General features: G+C 43.8%; 19 protein-coding genes. 10 read left to right on the top strand and 9 right to left on the bottom strand.

The genetic code is table 11. The annotated features are described in order from the left end of the window. Positions 1–76: 76 nt before the first annotated feature. Together mrcB and hrpB are read right to left on the bottom strand one after the other, a co-directional pair. On the bottom strand, positions 77–2551 hold the full coding sequence (gene mrcB, locus AC5JQI_RS14620) for a bifunctional glycosyl transferase/transpeptidase (protein ID WP_493912698.1): 2475 nt from the start codon (positions 2549–2551) through the stop codon (positions 77–79). Between the two features lie 51 nt (positions 2552–2602). Continuing rightward, positions 2603–5098: an ATP-dependent helicase HrpB gene (hrpB, locus tag AC5JQI_RS14625; RefSeq protein WP_493912699.1), complete on the bottom strand. Its 2496-nt coding sequence runs from the start codon at positions 5096–5098 to the stop codon at positions 2603–2605. Between the two features lie 135 nt (positions 5099–5233). Between hrpB and sfsA the strand changes: the two genes are divergently transcribed. The 7 genes from sfsA (at position 5234) to panC (ending at position 11473) form a co-directional block, all read left to right on the top strand. Beyond that, a complete protein-coding gene (sfsA, locus tag AC5JQI_RS14630) occupies positions 5234–5944 on the top strand; it encodes a DNA/RNA nuclease SfsA (RefSeq protein ID WP_493912700.1) in 711 nt (236 codons plus the stop codon). Positions 5945–6141: 197 nt separating this feature from the next. Then, complete coding sequence (gene dksA, locus AC5JQI_RS14635; protein ID WP_047963537.1) at positions 6142–6597, top strand: RNA polymerase-binding protein DksA; 456 nt, start codon at positions 6142–6144, stop codon at positions 6595–6597. Positions 6598–6622: 25 nt separating this feature from the next. Then, positions 6623–7543: a tRNA glutamyl-Q(34) synthetase GluQRS gene (gluQRS, locus tag AC5JQI_RS14640; RefSeq protein WP_493912701.1), complete on the top strand. Its 921-nt coding sequence runs from the start codon at positions 6623–6625 to the stop codon at positions 7541–7543. 300 nt (positions 7544–7843) lie between these two features. Then, on the top strand, positions 7844–9202 hold the full coding sequence (gene pcnB, locus AC5JQI_RS14645; RefSeq protein WP_237385729.1) for a polynucleotide adenylyltransferase PcnB: 1359 nt from the start codon (positions 7844–7846) through the stop codon (positions 9200–9202). A gap of 1 nt (position 9203) precedes the next feature. Beyond that, the gene (gene folK, locus AC5JQI_RS14650; RefSeq protein ID WP_493912702.1) at positions 9204–9695 is read left to right on the top strand and encodes a 2-amino-4-hydroxy-6-hydroxymethyldihydropteridine diphosphokinase; all 492 of its coding nucleotides are present in this window, start codon (positions 9204–9206) and stop codon (positions 9693–9695) included. A gap of 90 nt (positions 9696–9785) precedes the next feature. Further along, positions 9786–10577 (top strand): 3-methyl-2-oxobutanoate hydroxymethyltransferase, encoded by a 792-nt coding sequence (gene panB, locus AC5JQI_RS14655; protein WP_493912703.1) that lies wholly within the window; start codon positions 9786–9788, stop codon positions 10575–10577. Between the two features lie 38 nt (positions 10578–10615). Continuing rightward, positions 10616–11473, top strand: a complete 858-nt coding sequence (panC, locus tag AC5JQI_RS14660; protein ID WP_493912704.1) for a pantoate--beta-alanine ligase — start codon at positions 10616–10618, stop codon at positions 11471–11473. A gap of 195 nt (positions 11474–11668) precedes the next feature. Here panC and AC5JQI_RS14665 read toward each other — a convergent pair whose 3' ends face one another. After that, positions 11669–12439 (bottom strand): ABC transporter permease, encoded by a 771-nt coding sequence (locus AC5JQI_RS14665; protein WP_237385717.1) that lies wholly within the window; start codon positions 12437–12439, stop codon positions 11669–11671. Further along, complete coding sequence (locus AC5JQI_RS14670; protein WP_493912705.1) at positions 12436–13362, bottom strand: ABC transporter ATP-binding protein; 927 nt, start codon at positions 13360–13362, stop codon at positions 12436–12438. The genes AC5JQI_RS14665 and AC5JQI_RS14670 overlap by 4 nt, the downstream gene beginning before the upstream one ends. Before the next feature lie 181 nt (positions 13363–13543). Here AC5JQI_RS14670 and can point away from each other — a divergent pair, with 181 nt between their 5' ends. Then, complete coding sequence (gene can, locus AC5JQI_RS14675; protein ID WP_323856249.1) at positions 13544–14197, top strand: carbonate dehydratase; 654 nt, start codon at positions 13544–13546, stop codon at positions 14195–14197. Between the two features lie 263 nt (positions 14198–14460). Here the strand turns inward: can and hpt are convergent, their stop codons facing one another. Both hpt and AC5JQI_RS14685 read right to left on the bottom strand, forming a co-directional pair. After that, positions 14461–15006 carry a hypoxanthine phosphoribosyltransferase gene (hpt, locus tag AC5JQI_RS14680; protein ID WP_237385720.1) on the bottom strand — a complete coding sequence of 182 codons (546 nt, stop codon included), beginning with the start codon at positions 15004–15006 and terminating at the stop codon, positions 14461–14463. A 382-nt stretch (positions 15007–15388) separates the two neighbouring features. Further along, complete coding sequence (locus AC5JQI_RS14685; protein WP_493914696.1) at positions 15389–15625, bottom strand: helix-turn-helix domain-containing protein; 237 nt, start codon at positions 15623–15625, stop codon at positions 15389–15391. Here AC5JQI_RS14685 and AC5JQI_RS14690 point away from each other — a divergent pair. Then, entirely contained in the window at positions 15531–15728 is a 198-nt protein-coding gene (locus AC5JQI_RS14690) for a hypothetical protein (protein ID WP_493912706.1), read from the top strand. The genes AC5JQI_RS14685 and AC5JQI_RS14690 overlap by 95 nt on opposite strands. Before the next feature lie 187 nt (positions 15729–15915). On the opposite strand, the gene AC5JQI_RS14695 is transcribed toward AC5JQI_RS14690, so the two are convergent. Then, positions 15916–16560, bottom strand: coding sequence for a tail fiber assembly protein (locus AC5JQI_RS14695; protein WP_493912707.1), 645 nt, complete (start codon positions 16558–16560; stop codon positions 15916–15918). Then, positions 16560–17519, bottom strand: coding sequence for a tail fiber protein (locus AC5JQI_RS14700; protein WP_493912708.1), 960 nt, complete (start codon positions 17517–17519; stop codon positions 16560–16562). Before AC5JQI_RS14700 ends, AC5JQI_RS14695 begins: the two co-directional genes overlap by 1 nt. A 506-nt stretch (positions 17520–18025) precedes the next feature. Between AC5JQI_RS14700 and AC5JQI_RS14705 the strand changes: the two genes are divergently transcribed. Further along, entirely contained in the window at positions 18026–18373 is a 348-nt protein-coding gene (locus tag AC5JQI_RS14705) for a YacC family pilotin-like protein (protein ID WP_237385723.1), read from the top strand. Positions 18374–18697: 324 nt separating this feature from the next. Here the strand turns inward: AC5JQI_RS14705 and AC5JQI_RS14710 are convergent, their stop codons facing one another. Continuing rightward, the gene (locus AC5JQI_RS14710; protein ID WP_275384573.1) at positions 18698–19246 is read right to left on the bottom strand and encodes a cysteine hydrolase family protein; all 549 of its coding nucleotides are present in this window, start codon (positions 19244–19246) and stop codon (positions 18698–18700) included. Between the last annotated feature and the right edge of the window lie 187 nt (positions 19247–19433).

A 19433-nucleotide genomic window follows, 5' to 3' on the forward strand; every position in this document is an offset into this window, starting at 1 on the left:
GTCTACTGCATGACCGAAGGTATAAGTTCCCCACCAAAAATTAGGAGGGGAACTTATTTTCTTACGGATTCAATGATTACTGACTAAACATTTCCCGCAACCAACCCGGAGCTTCTTCTCCATTCTCCTCTATCGGCTGTTGCACCGACTGCTGGCATAAGCCCTCTGGATTGTCTGTCCAAACCGGCAATATCCTGATGCCATTACCAGCGCAGTTGAAACTTCCATCTTCATTGACCGACATATCCACAATACCTTCCGGTGGACGGTTGTTCAGCATCAGTGGCGTTTCATTTTCCAAGTAACGGCGGTAAATCGTCATCGCCCCCGTCGCGCCCGTCAAATTGGTTGGGCCATTGTTATCGCGCCCTGTCCAGACAATTGTGACTTCTTTGCCATCAATTCCCGTAAACCAACTGTCACGAAGATCATTGGTAGTACCGGTTTTCCCCGCCAAATTATATTTGCCGTATTTTCCGGTCAGTGAACGGCCTGTACCCCGAGCCACGACTTGCTGCATACCATATAGTGTCAGATAAGCAGCCTGTGGCGGCACAGCTCGCTCAGCCTGTGGATAGCTCTGGTAAACCACGGTACCGTCTTCAGTAATGATAGAACGCAGTGCAGAGAGTTTAGCCCGATTACCGCCACTGCCAATGGTCTGGAACTCTTGCGCCATTTCCATTGGCGTCAGGTTAATCGCGCCCAGCAACATGGCAGGAACCTGCTGGATCTCTTTCGCCGGAATACCCAGTGAAATTAAGGTGCTGGTAATGCGATCCAATCCAACATCCAGCCCCAGATTCACTGTTGAGATATTTATCGAACGTGCCAACGCATCAACCAACATCACCCGTCCGCTGAAGGTACGGCTAAAGTTCCTTGGTTCCCAGGATTTCCCCCCCGTCAGAGGGACAGAAATGGGTTCATCCGCCAGCCAGGTATTCAGGCGATATTTATCTGGCTGGCTCAATGCTGCCAGATAAGTCGCAGGCTTAGCTAAAGAACCAATCAAGCGGCGGGCATCCAACGCCCGGTTAAATCCTGCATATTGGGGTTGGGAACCACCAACCATCGCGCGAACTTCGCCGCTGAAGCGATCCACAACAACCATCGCACCTTCAAGGTCTTTGATCTTTCGCGTTTTTCGCAGAGCGGCGACACCTTCTTCCACCGATTTTTCTGCCGCATCCTGTGAAACAGGGTCTAAGGTAGTAAAAATTTTTACACCTGATAAATCATTAATTTTATCACCTAACTTTTCCTGCAATTCCTGACGAACTAACTGCATAAAAGCAGGTTGTGGTGTAAGCCCCTCATTTTTCGGTTTTACCCCGAGTGGGCGGGCACTCAAAAGATCATACAATTCCTGATCGATAATATTTCGATTCTGGAGTATTTTCAGAACAATATTGCGGCGTTCCAGTGCTCTTTTCGGATTGCGCCACGGATTATATACCGATGCTCCTTTCACCATACCCACCAGCAATGCCAGCTGATCCAAACCTAGTTCATCAATCGGGCGCCCGAAATAGTACTGACTCGCTAAAGGGAAACCACGGATCTGTTCATCACCGCTTTGCCCCAAATAGATTTCGTTCAAGTACAATTCAAGAATGCGATCCTTGTTATAACGTGCATCCATCAGTAAAGCCATAAGCGCTTCATTCGCTTTTCGAGTCAGAGTTCGCTCATTGGAAAGGAACAGGTTTTTTACCAATTGCTGCGTCAGAGTACTCCCCCCCTGTACCGCACGTCCCGCTGTCAGGTTAGCCAATATAGCGCGAGCGATGGAAAGTGGTCTGACTCCATCGTGTTCATAAAAATAACGATCTTCTGTTTCCAATAAAGTCTGAACCAGTAAATCGGGAAAGCCTGAACGCGGGACAAACAGACGTTGTTCACCGTTCGGCGATTGCATCATTGTAATTAATTTTGGATCAAGGCGGAAAAAACCAAACTGACGCTGGTTTTCCATATTTTCAATACTGGTAAGATGGTTATTATCAAAGGATAACCGAGCCTGAATCTGTCCCTCTTTACCATCAGGGAAATCAAATGGCCGACGCAACATTTCAATGCTGTTTCCCGTGACAACAAACTCACCGGCACGGGTCGCTTTTGTTACTTTCCGGTACTGCATACCTTCCAGCAAATGAATCATTTCGTCCCTGCTGTAATTCATACCCGGTTCAAGATTGACCATCCGACCATATACTGCTGCGGGTAAATCCCAGACTTTACCATCAATGCGCTGGCGAATTTTGTTATCCAGATAGAAGCCATAAATAACAATAATTACCGCCAGCACAATAAAAACTTTTAGCAGAAACCACAAAATCCAGTTTCCCCGATTCTTGGAAGGCCGGCTCTTCGGTGGGCGGGTATTCCTCCCTTTTTTCGTCATGACTTCATCCTCATCGTCGTCAAAATCATCATTTTCATAATCATCATAGTTATCCCGCCGATTGCGCTTTTTTGATGTTCGCCCACGACGAAGTCCTGATTTTTTACCCTTGCGTCCGATTGGCTGACGATCATCATCAGACATACCGAATTCTCCACATATTTATTTAAGGCAGTTGTATGAATAAAAATTCGATTACATATATTTTTTCACGCGCCTTGTTGGCGCAGTATTGGCAGGATCATCTGGCCATAAGTGTTTAGGATAGCGCCCTTTCATCTCTTTTTGCACTTCACGGTAGGCTCCCCGCCAAAATGCAGCAAGATCTTGTGTTATCTGCAATGGCCGATGGGCAGGGGACAACAACTCAATGACAACCAGAATTCGTCCTTTCGCCAATACTGGATTTTGCTGCTCCCCATACATTTCCTGCATCCTGACGGACAAAACAGGCGGCTTATCACTAAAATACTGGATAGTGATCCTGCTTCCAGTTGGCACAGTGTAATTAGTAGGCAATTCATTATCCAGCATTTGCCGTTGCTGCCAGTCAAGTAACCCCATCAGACAAGTTGATAATTCAATCTGACGTAATCCTTTCAAGTCAATAACGCCTCCCAGAGCAGGAAGCAGCCACTGTTCGAGGGAATTCAGCAAAGCGGTGTCATCAACCGCAGGCCATTCTACTTCTGGCAGCCATTCTGTTGCCCTTTGTAAGCGTGTGCGCAACTGTAATGCTTCTGATGACCAATTCAATGCCGACACACCTTCCTGCCGAATCCAATTCAGCAAAGCATCATGTAATTCTGCTTCCGACGGTTTTGCCAAAGGCTGTGCTCTGACGATTAAACGTCCGCACTGCAAACGCCGCCATGCACGCAGCGAACCTTTACTATCATCCCACTCGACGGCTGTATGTTCAGTAAACAGAGACGGCGATTGCCGTACAATCTGTTCGATATTTAATGAACAGGCAAGTAAAACTCGGGCATCGGGGCTTTTACTGCCCTGCTGTAATAAAGGAGCAATCAACCAAGCCTCTCCCGAAAGGAGTTCTTCACGTTCCAGTGCGATCCCCAATCCATTGGCTAACTGAAAACGCCCAAGATTATCACGGTTTTTGGCTATCCGATCTGGAAATCCCTGCACCAATAATTCAGGTACCAGCCTGAGGTTAATATTTTCATCACAACCATCAAAGCGCGGCTTTTCATCTTTGTCCGCAACATTTCTGATCAGTTGGTTAGCCCGTTGCCGCCAGTGACGCTGGTTTGATGTCATCCAATAAATAAGATCAGGTTGCCCGTGACGCGGCGGTTCTTCCAAAATAGCAACCAATTTTGCTGCGGTTGCCAGCACTGCGCTGTTCTGTTCTTTATCCGCATACTCTTTACCAGCAGACAGAATAGCCGCCAAACGCGGCTCACTGCCGGATTCCGCCATTTGCCGACCACGGGCAGTCAATTGTTGTTTCTCATCCAATGCCCCCAATTTTAGCAGCAAGGATTGCGCAACGGCCAAAGCCGGTTGCGGCGGATTATCCAGCCAATGAAGCTGAGAACTGTCACGGCATCCCCATTGCAATAAAGAAAGCAACAGACTGCTCAGATCTGAATGCAGGATCTCCGGCTCGCTGTATTCTGTAGCTCTTTCCGCCTGCTCCTGACTAAATAAATGCCAGCAGATACCAGACTCTAATCGGCCGGCCCGCCCTGCCCGCTGAACCATTGATGCCTGGCTGATTCTCTGGGTAATCAAACGAGTCAGGCCATGTTTTGGTTCAAATCGGCTGGTACGCTCAAGACCGCTATCGACCACCAGACGAATGCCTTCAATCGTTAAACTGGTTTCAGCAATGTTGGTTGCCAGCACAACTTTACGCATTCCCGCTGGAGCCGGAGCTATTGCCTTGTGTTGGTCTGATAACGATAGCGCGCCGTATAGCGGACACAATAACGTATCGTCATTGATCTTACCTTCCAAGTGTGAAAAAACACGCTGAATCTCCCCAACACCAGGCAAAAACAGCAACAATGAACCCGCCTCTTGCTGCAATAAACGTAATACCACCGACGCAACAGATTGCTCAAAAGACTGATGGGCAGAAATCGGATGATATGATCTCTCGACCGGGTAACTGCGTCCTTCTGACACAATCACTGGTGCGTCCGGCAATAAAGAAGAAAGACGCTGATTATCCAATGTCGCTGACATCACTAAGATACGCAGATCGTCGCGCAATCCTTCCTGCACATCCAGCAACAACGCCAGTGCCAGATCGGCCTGTAAACTGCGTTCATGAAATTCATCAAGGATCACGAGAGAGACATCACTCAATTCGGGATCTTGCTGAAGCATTCGCGTTAAAATCCCCTCCGTCACAACTTCAAGCCGTGTAGAAGCACTGACTTTAGTGTCTGAACGCATCCGATAACCCACAGTCATCCCAACAGGTTCATTCAGTTGTTCAGCAAGGCGTTCAGCGACACTGCGTGCGGCAATGCGCCGTGGTTCCAACATAATAATACGACCGGGCAATTGTGCCTGATTTAAAATCGCCAGTGGCAATCCTGTCGATTTTCCGGCTCCTGTTGGCGCATGTAACAGCACCTGTTTCGACGTTTGCAATTCATCAATAACTGATTCCACTACATCATAAACGGGTAATGAGTTATAAGTTGGTAATAACAAAGAATCACCATAATGGATTAACTTTCAATAAGTGCCATTGTAGCATTGGCACATTTGATTTCATTTCATTGAATTTCAGCTCATTGAAGTTATCGACTCTTTATAATGTCGGCCACTGGTTATGAAGGAAGGTTTATGGAATTTTCACCCGCTCTAAAGTCCGCTATTTTAATTCGCCGTTATAAACGCTTTCTTGCGGATGTCCTTACGCCAGAAGGAGAAACGCTCACTATACATTGTGCCAATACTGGCGCAATGACAGGCTGTGCTACACCGGGAGATACCGTGTGGTATTCCACATCGGACAATCCCAAACGCAAATATCCGAATAGCTGGGAGCTGACTCAGACTCAAACTGGACACTGGATCTGTGTCAATACGCTCAGAGCCAATGAGTTGGCCTATCAGGCCATTGAAAATAATGTAATTTCGGAATTATCCGGTTATGAGCACATCAATCGTGAAGTGGGCTATGGAAAAGAGAAAAGCCGCATAGATTTATTGTTACAGTCAAAACAAAGAGTTAATTGTTATATTGAAGTAAAGTCAGTGACATTATTAGAGGGGAATTATGGTTTTTTCCCCGATACCGTAACAATTCGAGGGCAAAAACATTTACGTGAGCTATCATTGATAGCACAACAAGGTCAGCGTGCTGTCCTGTTATTTGTCGTTTTACACTCTGGAGTCAGTCAGGTTACGGTAGCAAAACATATTGACCATGATTATGCTTTTCTTTTGGAACAAGCGTGTAATTCTGGAGTCGAAATAATTTGTTATAAGGCCAATATGACAGAAAACAGGATGGTTATAAGTGACAAATTACCTTTTTTATCAATAGGATAATTTGTAAACAGATCATACTGGCGAGAGTGGTTTTGCAATATATTTAAGCAGTAAACATGTCTGTCTTCACACCATTGCAAAACTAATGGCAGGAACAATTGCCAACCTCGCAGTCATCTGTTATTTATAGCGGCCTATTTTTTTCCCCCCTGCTGTTGGGGGGGCCGTTTGATAGTGCGTGTGTAAGGAGAAGCATTATGCAAGAAGGGCAAAAACGCAAAACCTCGTCCTTGAGCATTCTCGCCATCGCTGGGGTAGAACCTTACCAGGAAAAGCCAGGCGAAGAATACATGAACGATGCCCAGTTAGAGCATTTCAAGCTGATTCTGGAAGCATGGCGCAATCAACTCAGGGATGAAGTAGACCGTACTGTATCTCATATGCAAGATGAGGCAGCGAACTTCCCTGATCCAGTTGACCGTGCAGCGCAAGAAGAAGAGTTCAGTCTTGAATTACGTAATCGGGATCGTGAGCGTAAATTGATCAAAAAGATCGAGAAAACGCTGAAAAAAGTTGAAGAAGACGACTTCGGCTATTGTGAATCCTGTGGGGTTGAAATCGGCATCCGCCGTTTAGAAGCTCGCCCAACAGCCGATTTATGTATTGACTGTAAAACGTTAGCCGAAATTCGCGAAAAGCAAATGGCTGGCTAACCAATAGGGCTAAATACGGCGCCCAATGGCGCCGTATGCTCCCTATAATGATCCTGATATGACTCAATCTGAACATTCTTCGTTATATGTTGGGCGATTCGCCCCATCTCCTTCAGGTGATCTTCATTTCGGTTCCCTCGTCACAGCTTTGGGCAGTTATCTGCAAGCCCGTGCCTGTCACGGAAAATGGCTGATGCGTATTGATGATATCGATCCTCCCAGAGAAATTTCCGGAGCAGCCTGTCGGATATTGAAATCCCTTGAACATTATGGGTTCTGCTGGGATGGGGATGTTCTTTATCAATCCCAACGCCATGAAGCCTACCGTGCCATCCTTAATCAATTAAAACAGCAGCAAAAGAGCTATTGCTGTGCTTGTAGCCGCCAGCGCATTCAGCAATTGGGCGGTTTTTATGATGGTCACTGCCAACATTTGCATCTATCCGAGCACCATGCCGCAATCCGCCTGAAGCAGCACCATCCGGTATATGGTTTTCGCGATAAATTACAGGGTTACATCACCGTTCCCGCAGCGATGGCGAAAGAAGATTTCATCATTCATCGCAAAGATAGTTTATTCGCCTATAATCTTGTCGTTGTTATTGATGATAACTATCAGGGCATCACTGAAATTGTCAGGGGAGCCGATTTAATTGAACCAACAGTCCGCCAGCTTTCTCTGTATCAGCATTTGAATTTTAAAACGCCAGATTATGTACATTTGCCTCTCGTACTTAATAAAGAGGGAATTAAACTCTCTAAGCAAAATCATGCCCAACCGATTCCTTTGGGTGATCCAAGGCCATTGCTTATTGATGCGCTATCATTTTTAAATCAACCCATTATCGCGGGCTGGCAAGACCTCACCACATATCAATTGCTACAGCAGGCTATCGTTGGTTGGAATATAAATGTGGTTCCGCCTAAAAACATAACCAATCGCTAATTTAAATAAAGTGTTTCTATTGGCATTGTAAGCATTCTCAAAAAATGTCCAGTAAGTTATGATTGGCGGCTGTTTTTTGTTTTAATTGATTAGTCACTATCGAGGTGTACCATTTTTAACCGAGTAGCAACTTTCTGCCGTAATCTGTTGATCCGTGATAACGGGGTAAAAAGCAACACACAGGTAGTCAGTGAAAGGCCAGTCACCGTATCTGACCGTTCTGCTCAAACAGAGAGCAGTTCTCCGCGCAAACGCCGCAGAGAAAATAATTCATCTTCATCACATGCCTATAAAGACAAAATGAAGAAAAAATCCGTAAAGGCAAAGCCTTCGGACTCCCCGATCACTGTGATCCCGCGGGAGCAGCATCCAATCTCACGCAAGGATATCAGTGATAATGCACTGAAGGTTCTGTATCGCCTGAATAAATCAGGTTTTCAAGCTTATCTGGTCGGTGGCGGGGTTCGTGACTTACTGCTGCATAAAAAGCCCAAAGATTTCGATATAGCGACCAATGCTACGCCAGAGCAAGTTCGTAAGCTATTCCGTAACTGCCGCCTTGTCGGACGGCGCTTTCGACTTGCCCATATCATGTTTGGGCCTGATGTGATTGAAGTAGCCACCTTCCGCGGGCCTCACGATCAAGTTGAAAGCAACGACCGGAATCAATCACATAAAGCACAGAGCGGCATGTTACTACGCGATAATATCTTCGGTTCAGTCGAAGAGGATGCCGTTCGTCGCGATTTTACGATCAATAGTCTCTACTATGGCATTGAAGATTTCGCCCTGCGGGATTATGTCGGCGGGATAGCAGATATGGAAGCAGGCATCATTCGCCTTATTGGTGATCCTGAAACACGGTATCGGGAAGATCCTGTCCGTATGCTGCGTGCCGTCCGTTTCGCCAGCAAGCTGAACATGACTATCGAGCCGGCGACTGCTGAACCGATCTCTCGCCTTGCGTTCCTGTTGAGCGATATTCCATCAGCGCGCCTGTTCGAAGAGTCTCTTAAGTTATTACAGTCAGGGCAAGGCTACAGCACCTATAAACTGCTTTGTGAATATCATTTGTTCCAACCATTGTTTCCTTTGATTCAACGTGGTTTCAGCCACGGTGGTCATTCACCAATGGAAAAATTGCTGGTGCAGGTGCTGAAAAATACTGACCACCGCATCCAGAACGATCAACGAGTTAATCCCGCTTTCTTATTCGCAGCCATGCTGTGGTATCCGTTGATTGAGCATGCAGAGAAACTGTCACAGGAAGGCGGCTTACAGTATTATGATGCTTTTGCGCTAGCAATGAATGACATACTTGATGAACAGTGTCGCTCGATTGCTATTCCAAAACGCTATACCACAACCATGCGCGATATTTGGTTACTCCAGCTTCGCCTGCCGCGTCGTCAAGGAAAGCGGGCAAATAAACTAATGGAACATCCAAAATTCCGTGCTGCATATGATTTACTGGAATTGCGTGCCAGCATTGAGCCGCGCTATGAACTGAAAGAACTGGTACATTGGTGGGCAGAATTTCAACAGTCAACGCCTCCCCAACAACGCTCAATGATCTCAGCGCTGGGCAGTGAACTCATTCGCCGCAAAACACGTCCCCGCCGTGTTGGACGCATTCGCCAGAATAGGAACAATAGCTAATATGACGCGTGTTTATATCGCTATTGGCAGCAATCTGTCCTCTCCTTTGCAGCAAGTCGATAACGCTCTTGCTGCTCTGGCAATGATCCCTGACACTACTTTTGTTGCCCGATCATCTTATTATCGAACCAAACCAATGGGACCACAGGATCAACCAGATTTCCTCAACCTTGCCGTCGCACTGGATACTCAATTGCCAGCAGAAACATTGCTTGATCACATGCAGGCAATCGAACTGGCACAGGGCCGGGTTCGCAAAGATGAGCGTTGGGGACCAAGAACTCTCGATCTGGATATCATGTTGTTTGGTGACCATATAATCAACACTGAACGCCTGATTATTCCCCATTATGGTTTAAAACAGCGCGAATTTATGCTTTATCCACTCGCAGAAATTGCTCCAGACCTTGTATTCCCCGATGGAGAAATATTGGCAGAACGATTAAAGCAAGTTCCAGAAAATGACCTGACTTTTTGGTTGGATACCCAATAAATTTCGAATAGCAGCACAACCAACAACAAAGCAACAACTTGAAAAATAATGGGGATAACTATTCAGGGGATAACAACTCAGGAGAATATAATGAAACCAACAACTCTGGCTGACCTGCGCCAGCTAAAAAAAGAAAAACACAAGTTTGCGACTATCACCGCTTACGATGCCAGTTTCGCCCAGCTTTTCGCCGAACAGGGCATTAATGTCATGCTCATTGGTGATTCACTCGGTATGACTGTACAAGGATTTGACTCTACCTTGCCTGTCACCGTTGAAGATATCTCTTACCACACCCGAAGCGTTCGCACTGGTGTCTCTCACGCTTTTCTTATCGCAGATATGCCCTTCATGAGTTATGCCACCCCAGAACAAAGTTTTGACAATGCAGCAGTATTAATGCGGGCAGGAGCCAATATGGTCAAAATTGAGGGTGGAGACTGGCTGTGTGATACCGTTAAGATGCTGACCGAGCGTGCCGTTCCAGTCTGTGGACACTTGGGGCTGACACCACAATCGGTCAATGTACTTGGTGGTTATAAAGTTCAGGGACGTAGTGAAGATTCTGCCCAGAAATTACTTAATGATGCCATTGCATTGGAAAAAGCGGGTATGCAGTTACTCGTACTGGAATGCGTTCCAATCGAATTGGCAAGACGTGTTACCGAAGCGCTGGAAATTCCGGTCATTGGCATTGGAGCCGGTAACCTGACTGACGGACAAATTTTAGTTATGCACGATGCTCTGGGTATCACTGCAAGAGCACCTAAATTTGCCAAAGATTTCCTCAAAGAAACAGGTAATATACGGGATGCCATCCGTCTGTATATCGAACAGGTAGAAAGCGGTATCTATCCCAGCGAAGAACACTCATTCAAGTAATTATTCCCAGCATGACTGCTAATTAAAGGAGTACAGCAATGCTGATTATAGAAACCATCCCTCTTTTGCGTCGTGAAATCCGCCGTTGGCATCAGGCAGGCAAACGCATAGCCTTTGTTCCTACTATGGGTAATCTGCATGATGGCCACATGGCACTGGTTGATACCGCCAAAGCACAAGCCGATGTCGTTATTGTCAGTATCTTCGTCAATCCGATGCAATTTGAGCGAAAAGACGATCTGGTCAATTACCCACGAACTTTACAGGAAGATTGCGAAAAATTGAACCTTCGCAAGGTTGAACTTGTTTTCGCTCCCGGTGCCAGTGAAATGTATCCCAATGACTTAAATGACAACCAGACTTTTGTCGAAGTGCCGGAGCTTTCTTATATGCTCGAAGGCACCAACCGCCCGGGTCATTTCCGCGGTGTCACCACGGTTGTCAGTAAATTGTTTAATCTGATCCAACCTGATCTCGTTTATTTCGGTGAAAAAGACTTTCAGCAATTAAAAATTATCCGCCAAATGATTGCAGATATGGCTTACGACATTACGCTGGTTCCCGTGCCTATTGTCCGTGATAAAAACGGATTGGCATTGAGTTCACGTAATAATCTCCTGTCTGATGAGGAGAAAAAAATTGCACCTTTGCTGAATAAAATTATGCAGTCTATCGCAGAAAAATTGCAGCATGGTGAACAAAATACAGAACAATTAATTGAATTGGCATCTGCACACCTGCGGGAAGCAGGTTTTATGCCGGATGAGTTGTTTATCCGCGATGCAGAAAATCTGGCTCCACTGACAACACAAAGCAAAAAAGCCGTGATCCTGATGGCCGCATGGTTAGGGCAAACACGATTGATTGATAATCAGCAAGTTGATTTGGCTATCTGATTTTTCATTGTGGAATATGTGTATACCCAATGTGTTTCGAGATACAACGCAACGGTAAGAGAGCGACAAATTCGTCGGGAACGAATTTGCCCAGCCAAAGGCTGGTCTCTGGTAAGAGGCAGGAGCCTCTCATTAATCCCCAGTCAAATAGCTAACTATGTGACTGGGGTGGATCGGAATATTACATTTTTATTGTTAAGTTCTCAAACCCCGGCCTGATTCAATTAAATACCAAGCCAACCCATAGAATCCGATAATAAATGCGCCCAACATTCCTAACGTCATCCCCAGTGAAACATCAGCAATACCGAGAAAACCATAACGAAAGCCACTGACCATATAGACTATCGGGTTCAGCTTCGATACAACCTGCCAAAAGGCAGGCAACAGGGTAAGCGAATAAAATACACCACCCAAGTAAGTCAGAGGGGTCAGAACAAAGGTAGGGATAATGCTGATATCATCGAAAGTCTTCGCAAAAATAGCATTTAACAACCCAGCCAACGAAAATAGAATGGATGTTGCCAACAAGGTAATGACAATCATTCCCCATGAATGCATCTGTAGCGGTATAAACAATAAGGAAACCAGTGTCACCAGTATTCCAACACAAATACCACGCGCTACTCCGCCGCCAACAAACCCAGCAATAATAATATGGGTTGGAACCGGCGCAACCAGCAGTTCTTCAATACTGCGCTGGAACTTAGCACCAAAGAACGAAGAAGAGACATTTGAGTAGGAGTTGGTGATCACTGACATCATAATCAACCCCGGCACAATAAACTGCATATAATCAACTCCACCCATTTCACCAATACGGGAACCAACCAAATTACCGAAGATGACAAAATAAAGGGACATGGTGATCACAGGCGGCAGTAATGTCTGTACCCAGATACGCCCAAAGCGAGTAATTTCTTTAATCCAGATGGTTTTCAGAGCCACCCAATACAGTTGGATCATGCTCTCTCTCCTTGATTATTATTGGTCAAACCAACAAACAGTTCTTCAAGGCGATTCGCCTTATTACGCATACTGCTGATTTGAATACCCTGCGTATTCAGTTGGGAGAAAATATCATTCAATCCCTGCCCACATTTTACATCCACTTCCAGTGTTTCGGTATCGACCAAACGATAATCGTAACCTTCAATGACAGGCATTGTTCCTTTCTCTGCTAAATCAAACAAGAACGTCTCCACTTCGAGTTGGCTGAGCAGATCTTTCATGCTGGTATTCTCGACCAATTCACCATGCTGAATAATGCCGATATTTCGGCACAGCATTTCGGCTTCTTCCAGATAATGAGTCGTCAGAATGATAGTGGTTCCCTGCGCATTCAGATCTTTCAAATACTCCCACATAGATCTGCGCAGTTCGATATCGACCCCCGCCGTAGGTTCATCAAGGATCAGCAACTTCGGTTGGTGCATAAGAGCACGGGCAATCATCAGGCGCCGTTTCATGCCGCCAGACAAACGGATGGCCCGTACGTTACGCTTCTCCCATAAATCCAGTTGAGTAAGGTAAGTTTTAGCCCGATCCTGTGCCACATGACGCGGAACACCATAATATCCCGCCTGATTCAGTACAATTTGAATCACTGTCTCGAATGGATTGAAATTAAATTCTTGTGGAACAAGACCAAGTTGCCGTTTGGCATTAACGAGATTTGCATCAATATCGTAGCCAAATACTTTGGCCTGACCGCTGCTCTTATTAACCAATGAACTGATAATACCAATTGTGGTGGATTTCCCAGCGCCATTTGGCCCCAAGAGCGCGTAGAAATCTCCCGCTTCGACATGCAAATCAATTCCCCGCAGTGCTTTCACCCCCCCTTCATAGGTCTTCGTGAGCTGCGTTAATTCCAGTGCATAAACCATAAGTAAAAGACACCTTTATTCTTTACTATTTTTGAGTGTAAGATGGAAATTATGCCATTATTTTTCCTGTATTTCTTTGCAATGACAGGGATCAAATAAAAAACATTCTTCAATTAAATATTAAATTCTCAATTAATGTTGTATATGATTCTATCTCAAAACCGTTGCCAGGCTATTAATTATGATGAGAAAAATTGAAGAGCTTTTTGCCAGGAACAAACAGTGGTCACAATCCGTAAATGAAGAAAACCCTCATTTTTTCAAGGAATTATCAAAAGCACAAAAACCTCATTTTCTATGGATAGGCTGTTCTGATAGCCGAGTTCCTGCTGAAAAATTGATAGATGCCGCACCTGGTGATCTTTTTGTTCACCGAAATGTCGCTAATCTGGTTATCCATACCGATTTAAACTGTTTATCAGTTGTACAATATGCTGTTGATGCTTTGCAGGTTGAACACATCATCATTTGTGGCCACTACGGCTGCGGTGGGATTGAAGCTGCTGTGAATGGCACTGAATTAGGTTTAATCAATAACTGGCTGCTCCACATTCGCGATTTATGGTACAAGCATAGCTCTATGCTTGGTGAACTACCACCCAACGAACGATTGAATCGCTTGTGCGAATTAAATGTGATTGAACAAGTTTATAACCTCGGTCACTCAACCATTATGCAATCTGCGTGGAAACGTGGGCAGAAAGTAATGATTCACGGGTGGGTATATGGTTTAAAAGATGGCGAGCTGCATGATCTGGATATTACAGCTGACAGCCGTGAAAAACTGGAACTCAATTATCGTCAGGCTATTTCCAAACTTTCTCAAATCAAATGACAACCTATACCCATTGGATTTCAAGATGCAGCGCGACGGCAAGGAACGAATCCCCTGGAGCATAGATAACTATGTGACCGGGGTGAGTGAGCGCAGCCAACAAAGCTGCAACTTGAAAGATGTAAGGTATATACCCTTCATCTTTCAGGTTGTAATTCAAAATCCCTTGGTTATGGAATAGTAGGTTAGTTTAAAAAAACAAATGGCAGCTCTCCGCTGCCATTTGCTCACCACTTTAAAAATGATTTCTGCTTACTACAAAATCAATCTTCCAGCAGAGTAACGTGCCCAATATAAGGCAGATGACGGTAATGCTGTGCATAATCAATACCGTAACCGATTACAAACTTATCTTCAATCGAATAACCAACCCACTCAACTGGAACATCGACTTCACGACGAGATGGTTTATTCAGCAAAGTACAAATTGCCAGTGAGTTTGGCCCACGCAGTTCCAAAATCTCACGGATTTTTTTCAGTGTATTGCCTGAATCGATAATGTCTTCAACAATCAACACATCTTTACCACGAATATCTTCATCCAAATCTTTGAGGATTTTCACATCGCGGGTAGAACTCATCTCATTGCCATAGCTGGATGCAGTCATAAAATCCACTTCATGAGGAACCTGTATTTCACGGCATAAATCTGCCATAAAGATAAACGATCCTCTCAACAGACCAACCAGCACGAGTTCACGATCGCTATTGCGATAGTGTTCTGTAATTTGTTGTCCCAGCTCAGCAATACGCTGCTTAATCTCCTGTTCGGAGATCATAACTTCTACAATATGTTTTAGTTCACTCATAACTATTTATTTTTAAACAAAAATTAAAATAAAATCATGTGTCTTTTTACGAAAAGTGATACACCGATTGATATACCTTTCATCACACAAAGACGCACATACACAAAAACATGAGAACAAAATATTTGCAAAGCATATCAGAATTTACCACCTACAGTAAAAGAGGGGTTGAATCTATGACGACCTACAAATATTGTTGCCAATGAGTAGATCAGAACACTAAACGTTCTGGCCTTGTGATAGGAAGTTGCGATGAATTTCGTCGGAAGGTATTAAAGATTGCGGTTACAGATAGCCAATTGTGCCACCTCATCAAACAAATAACACAGTAGGTAATTAGATGAGATGACTATTTCCCTGATGTTTTCCGGTATTAGAATAATTATTTTGATGATTTATCGCGAACTTTACGCTCAATAAGATTACCGTCCATATCAAAATAACGGCCAGGACAGATTTCAGATGGATGAATGTTGAGATAATTAGCGATAATCCATTCGCCTTTAGGCCAAGGACGTAACAACGTGCTGGCTAATGTGGAAGAACTCAGTCCTATTTCACGGGATACTGCCGCTAAGGTTGTATCACGTTTACGTAATGCAGCAATAGGTAGAAAAATCCTACCAGTGGGTAGCTATATACAAGGCTGCGAAACCTTACCATCGGATTTTGCCAATGGCGGGGCTACTTTAATGAATTGGTTTATCAAATTCAATAAGTGAACCAGTAAAACAGCTTAACTTTTTCGTTATCTTCCGTTAAATGTGTTAAGGTGCTGCTGCTATTGTGCACTTAAAATAAATGCAAACTCTTCATTCTCAATCTGCTATGTGCCAAAACGCATCAGGAATTTTTGATATTTCCGAAAGGTATCGGTTAGACATCCATGTCCAGATTGGCATGAGTTCATCAGTAATGATGTCTGAGGTTAAATATTCTGTCATCAGGTGGCTCCGGCCAGATGACATCAGGAGCAGTGGAACAGTCGACCCGGTTGAGCAACACTCGGTATTTACGCCATGCAATGAGTGCAGATTTTTCGGCATTAGTGGCAATACCTAAATAAACGGCATCCTGTAGTGGAGCAATTCGATGGAACACCTCAATTAGCAATTGCCGTTTCTGAGATTCTGTCTGTTGTATTTCGTGCTGATTTTGTGCTTCAACATCCGTCACCCATTGTGTTCCATTCCATTTATCAAAAGGAGTTTTCGGCTCCAGTAGCGTTAGTTCTGTGGGAATATCCCCAATTTCTGTTATCACAATGTGCTTACGCGTCTGAGTATAGTATGCTGTTTTACCCCGGTAATCTGGCACATACTCCCATGATTTGTGGGCAATTGTTCGACAAATCACCTTATTCGGAATTTTGAGCAGTTTGGGTTCATCCAGATACGATCCTGCAGATAAAGTAACACCAACAAAGGTTCGTTCCAGTTTTGTTCCAATATATTCCCAGTTTACCATACTCGAGCAATAAACCTGTATCCAGCCGTAGAACAAAGCAAATCCATTTTTATCAAATTGTATCGGTGGTTCTGTAAGATGAACCATTACCTTCCCCTTACTAAAAATAGTACCGCAACGTTTTTCATCCTATTTTCAGCCGATGTCGGAACAACATAAGATGCACGAAATTCCCGATCCTCATAAATGTAGCCGTTATCCCCAAATGCATCAGAGTAAACGTGGCTTCCCCGACCTTCCTCAATGGTGGAGAATACTCCGGTTGTATTATCGGAAACCTCATCTGTTTTGCGACCACCTGTTCTAATTACTCCTGTAATATCTCTGATAGCATCGGCCTGAAATGATCCCAACGCCCTCCCCGCTTCCGAATCAACTCCTCCGGTTTTATCCCAGCCACGAGGCACATAACCCCGCCAGTCTGGCAGACAGCCCGAAGGATAGTGTTTGAGTAATTCAGGATATTTATCAGGGTCAATTTGTCCGCCTTCCATCGGTAAGAAGTTATTCGGATGTGGTAGGTCACTGCACCACATTAAAATGCCACCGATGGGAACTGCCAATAACTCAGCATCTTCTTTTTTGATGTGCTGACTAATCAGCATAGTTGTCACATTTTGGCTCATCACAACGTCATTAGATGATCCTACTTGTTGAACAATAGCTGATTTTTGCAAGGCATTTTCCGCCTGATTAACTGTATTTCGTAATCCGAGATTGTTTACAAAAGCATCTTTGCTCGGGATGTCTGCTCCATTCTGCTTTTTCTCCAAATAGTGATTGGAATTATTATTGAGGGCATTTTGATTGGCAGTATTAGCTAGATCATATGCCACTTTCACTGCTTTTGGTGTTGCCGCCATAGTTTCACTATCACTACCTACCTCATTGCTCAGGATAACAAATCCTTTATCTTGTAGTGTTGCATCTGGATGGTTTCGGCTCTGAGCGTGCTCTTCTATTACTTCTTTGGTATATGCCGGTGTTGTAACGAGCACAAGGCTGTTATCGTCTAATACCTTTGGTTCAGATTTTTTATCTTGCATAGTTATTCCCTCATTTAATCAACAATAAATATTGCTAAATAATATGAAGACGATGGGATACTTCTCCGACTGTGAACATCAATAAAATAGGCTCATCAATACCGGAAAATACAGCTTGACTAAATTCAGCTGGTGAATTGCATGTTTTGATGACAGGATGGCATAAAATAACAGATGATAAATTAATTAAATTTATAAATTGGATGATAAGGCTTGGTGTATTCAAAAGTGAAATACTTCACATTGAAAATGGTTGAAATATCAACCATTATAATTCCTTAGAGTATTAATAATGCTCAATATTTCACCATCAGCAATCATAGTCGGAGAATCCTTTTTAACGCTCTATCCTATCAGAACAAATCACATTCATTAATGCACCGTTAAATTTTTTAATGATATAAAAAATGGTAATTTTCCCAACTTTAAGGAAATAAAGTTTGGCTAACTGAGATATTAATATGTTAATTTAGGCAAAACGGTAGAAAATCAGTATAATAGAAATTATGCAAAAAATTGCCTTACTCACATACATTCTGGTTTTGTTTGGTTTTGCGCAACCCGCACACGCCCTGACCGAAAATGAAGCTGAAGATCTAGCAGATCTGACAGCGGTCTATATGTACCTGAAATATGACTGTGGCTATAGCCAAATCCCAGATCGTGAGATCAGACGCACAATTATCTATTTTGCCCAACGTAAAAAGCTGGATCTCAGTAATTATGATGGTCAGTTAATGGAAAAACTGAATCAATTAGGATACAACGATTTGAAGGGAATAAACCTGCCCCATGAGGTTAAATGTCGTTCGCTTGCACGGCACTCTCTCAGTCTACTCGCCTATGTAAAATAGCTCCCTTTTAAGGGCATTTCAGATAAATTCTGCGATGCAACTAAATTAATATAGCTGGCTATTATGTATTCCCAATCCCGGTGAACGTCATAATGGAGGAAAATCGTAACATGCCACAGAAAGAAATTTGGTATGAAACATTGCATTCCAATTTCGGCCAGTATTTCCAAGATATACCCAATAAATTTCAAATACAGGGCTATCTCCTTCATCTTTCAAGAGTAGTTTTTGATCGACACCCCTGCTACACACTTAAACATGTTCCCGAGGATTCGTTTCCTTACCTTCGTGCTACATCTTGCCATCCATCAGGTACAGCACTTTTTATTCTGACGGGACACCCAATACCGTACTCGTGATGATTTCAGCATCATAAATAGTTTTCAAATAATCAAGAGCGGCTTCTTCGTCGACTCCCGAGAAGGCACAAACAGCATCGGACAAAATTTTGATGTCATAACCCCGAATAAATGCACTATAGGCCGTATGCCGGACACAGCAATGGGTATGTTGCCCCGTCAGAACAACTTCTGTAACACCATATTTATCAAAAATCTCTTCCAGATCAGTTCCGTCAAAAGCGCTATAAAAACGCTTGGGAGAAATAATTTCACGCTCTAAACCAATGGGTGCCAGTGCTTCGACAACTTCAGCACCCCACGTTCCCTCTAAGGCATGTTTTCCCCAAATATCTATTTCCCGATCACCCACATGATGTGCATCATTGGAGTAGACTATCAACCAATCGGGTCTATTTCTGACATATTCGAGCGTCCGCTGGATCACAGGAATAATTTTCATGACCTTCTCTTCATTGGCGATAACTCCTGTTACAAAATCATTTAACATGTCAATTATGATAAGCCCTTTCATTTGTAAAACCTTCTTTATTTCTATATTAGGATTTTTTGACAAACACAATAAAAAAGAACAATACCTATGTTAGATTAAATACAAATCACTAAAATATAAAAACATTTGTTATACTTTCATTCAAGTAAAAAAAGAGCGAACATTAAATTCGTCAAATAAGTTATAAATATAATAATTTATTTCCAAT

The organism is Xenorhabdus sp. XBWT, assembly GCF_059072735.1.

Bases quoted from the DNA above. Each gene is read 5' to 3' on its own strand.
- mrcB (WP_493912698.1), bottom strand. From the start codon at position 2,551: ATGTCTGATGATGATCGTCAGCCAATCGGACGCAAGGGTAAAAAATCA.
- sfsA (WP_493912700.1), top strand. From the start codon at position 5,234: ATGGAATTTTCACCCGCTCTAAAGTCCGCTATTTTAATTCGCCGTTAT.
- dksA (WP_047963537.1), top strand. From the start codon at position 6,142: ATGCAAGAAGGGCAAAAACGCAAAACCTCGTCCTTGAGCATTCTCGCC.
- gluQRS (WP_493912701.1), top strand. From the start codon at position 6,623: ATGGCGCCGTATGCTCCCTATAATGATCCTGATATGACTCAATCTGAA.
- pcnB (WP_237385729.1), top strand. From the start codon at position 7,844: ATGAAGAAAAAATCCGTAAAGGCAAAGCCTTCGGACTCCCCGATCACT.
- folK (WP_493912702.1), top strand. From the start codon at position 9,204: ATGACGCGTGTTTATATCGCTATTGGCAGCAATCTGTCCTCTCCTTTG.
- panB (WP_493912703.1), top strand. From the start codon at position 9,786: ATGAAACCAACAACTCTGGCTGACCTGCGCCAGCTAAAAAAAGAAAAA.
- panC (WP_493912704.1), top strand. From the start codon at position 10,616: ATGCTGATTATAGAAACCATCCCTCTTTTGCGTCGTGAAATCCGCCGT.
- AC5JQI_RS14665 (WP_237385717.1), bottom strand. From the start codon at position 12,439: ATGATCCAACTGTATTGGGTGGCTCTGAAAACCATCTGGATTAAAGAA.
- AC5JQI_RS14670 (WP_493912705.1), bottom strand. From the start codon at position 13,362: ATGGTTTATGCACTGGAATTAACGCAGCTCACGAAGACCTATGAAGGG.
- can (WP_323856249.1), top strand. From the start codon at position 13,544: ATGATGAGAAAAATTGAAGAGCTTTTTGCCAGGAACAAACAGTGGTCA.
- hpt (WP_237385720.1), bottom strand. From the start codon at position 15,006: ATGAGTGAACTAAAACATATTGTAGAAGTTATGATCTCCGAACAGGAG.
- AC5JQI_RS14695 (WP_493912707.1), bottom strand. From the start codon at position 16,560: ATGGTTCATCTTACAGAACCACCGATACAATTTGATAAAAATGGATTT.
- AC5JQI_RS14700 (WP_493912708.1), bottom strand. From the start codon at position 17,519: ATGCAAGATAAAAAATCTGAACCAAAGGTATTAGACGATAACAGCCTT.
- AC5JQI_RS14705 (WP_237385723.1), top strand. From the start codon at position 18,026: ATGCAAAAAATTGCCTTACTCACATACATTCTGGTTTTGTTTGGTTTT.
- AC5JQI_RS14710 (WP_275384573.1), bottom strand. From the start codon at position 19,246: ATGAAAGGGCTTATCATAATTGACATGTTAAATGATTTTGTAACAGGA.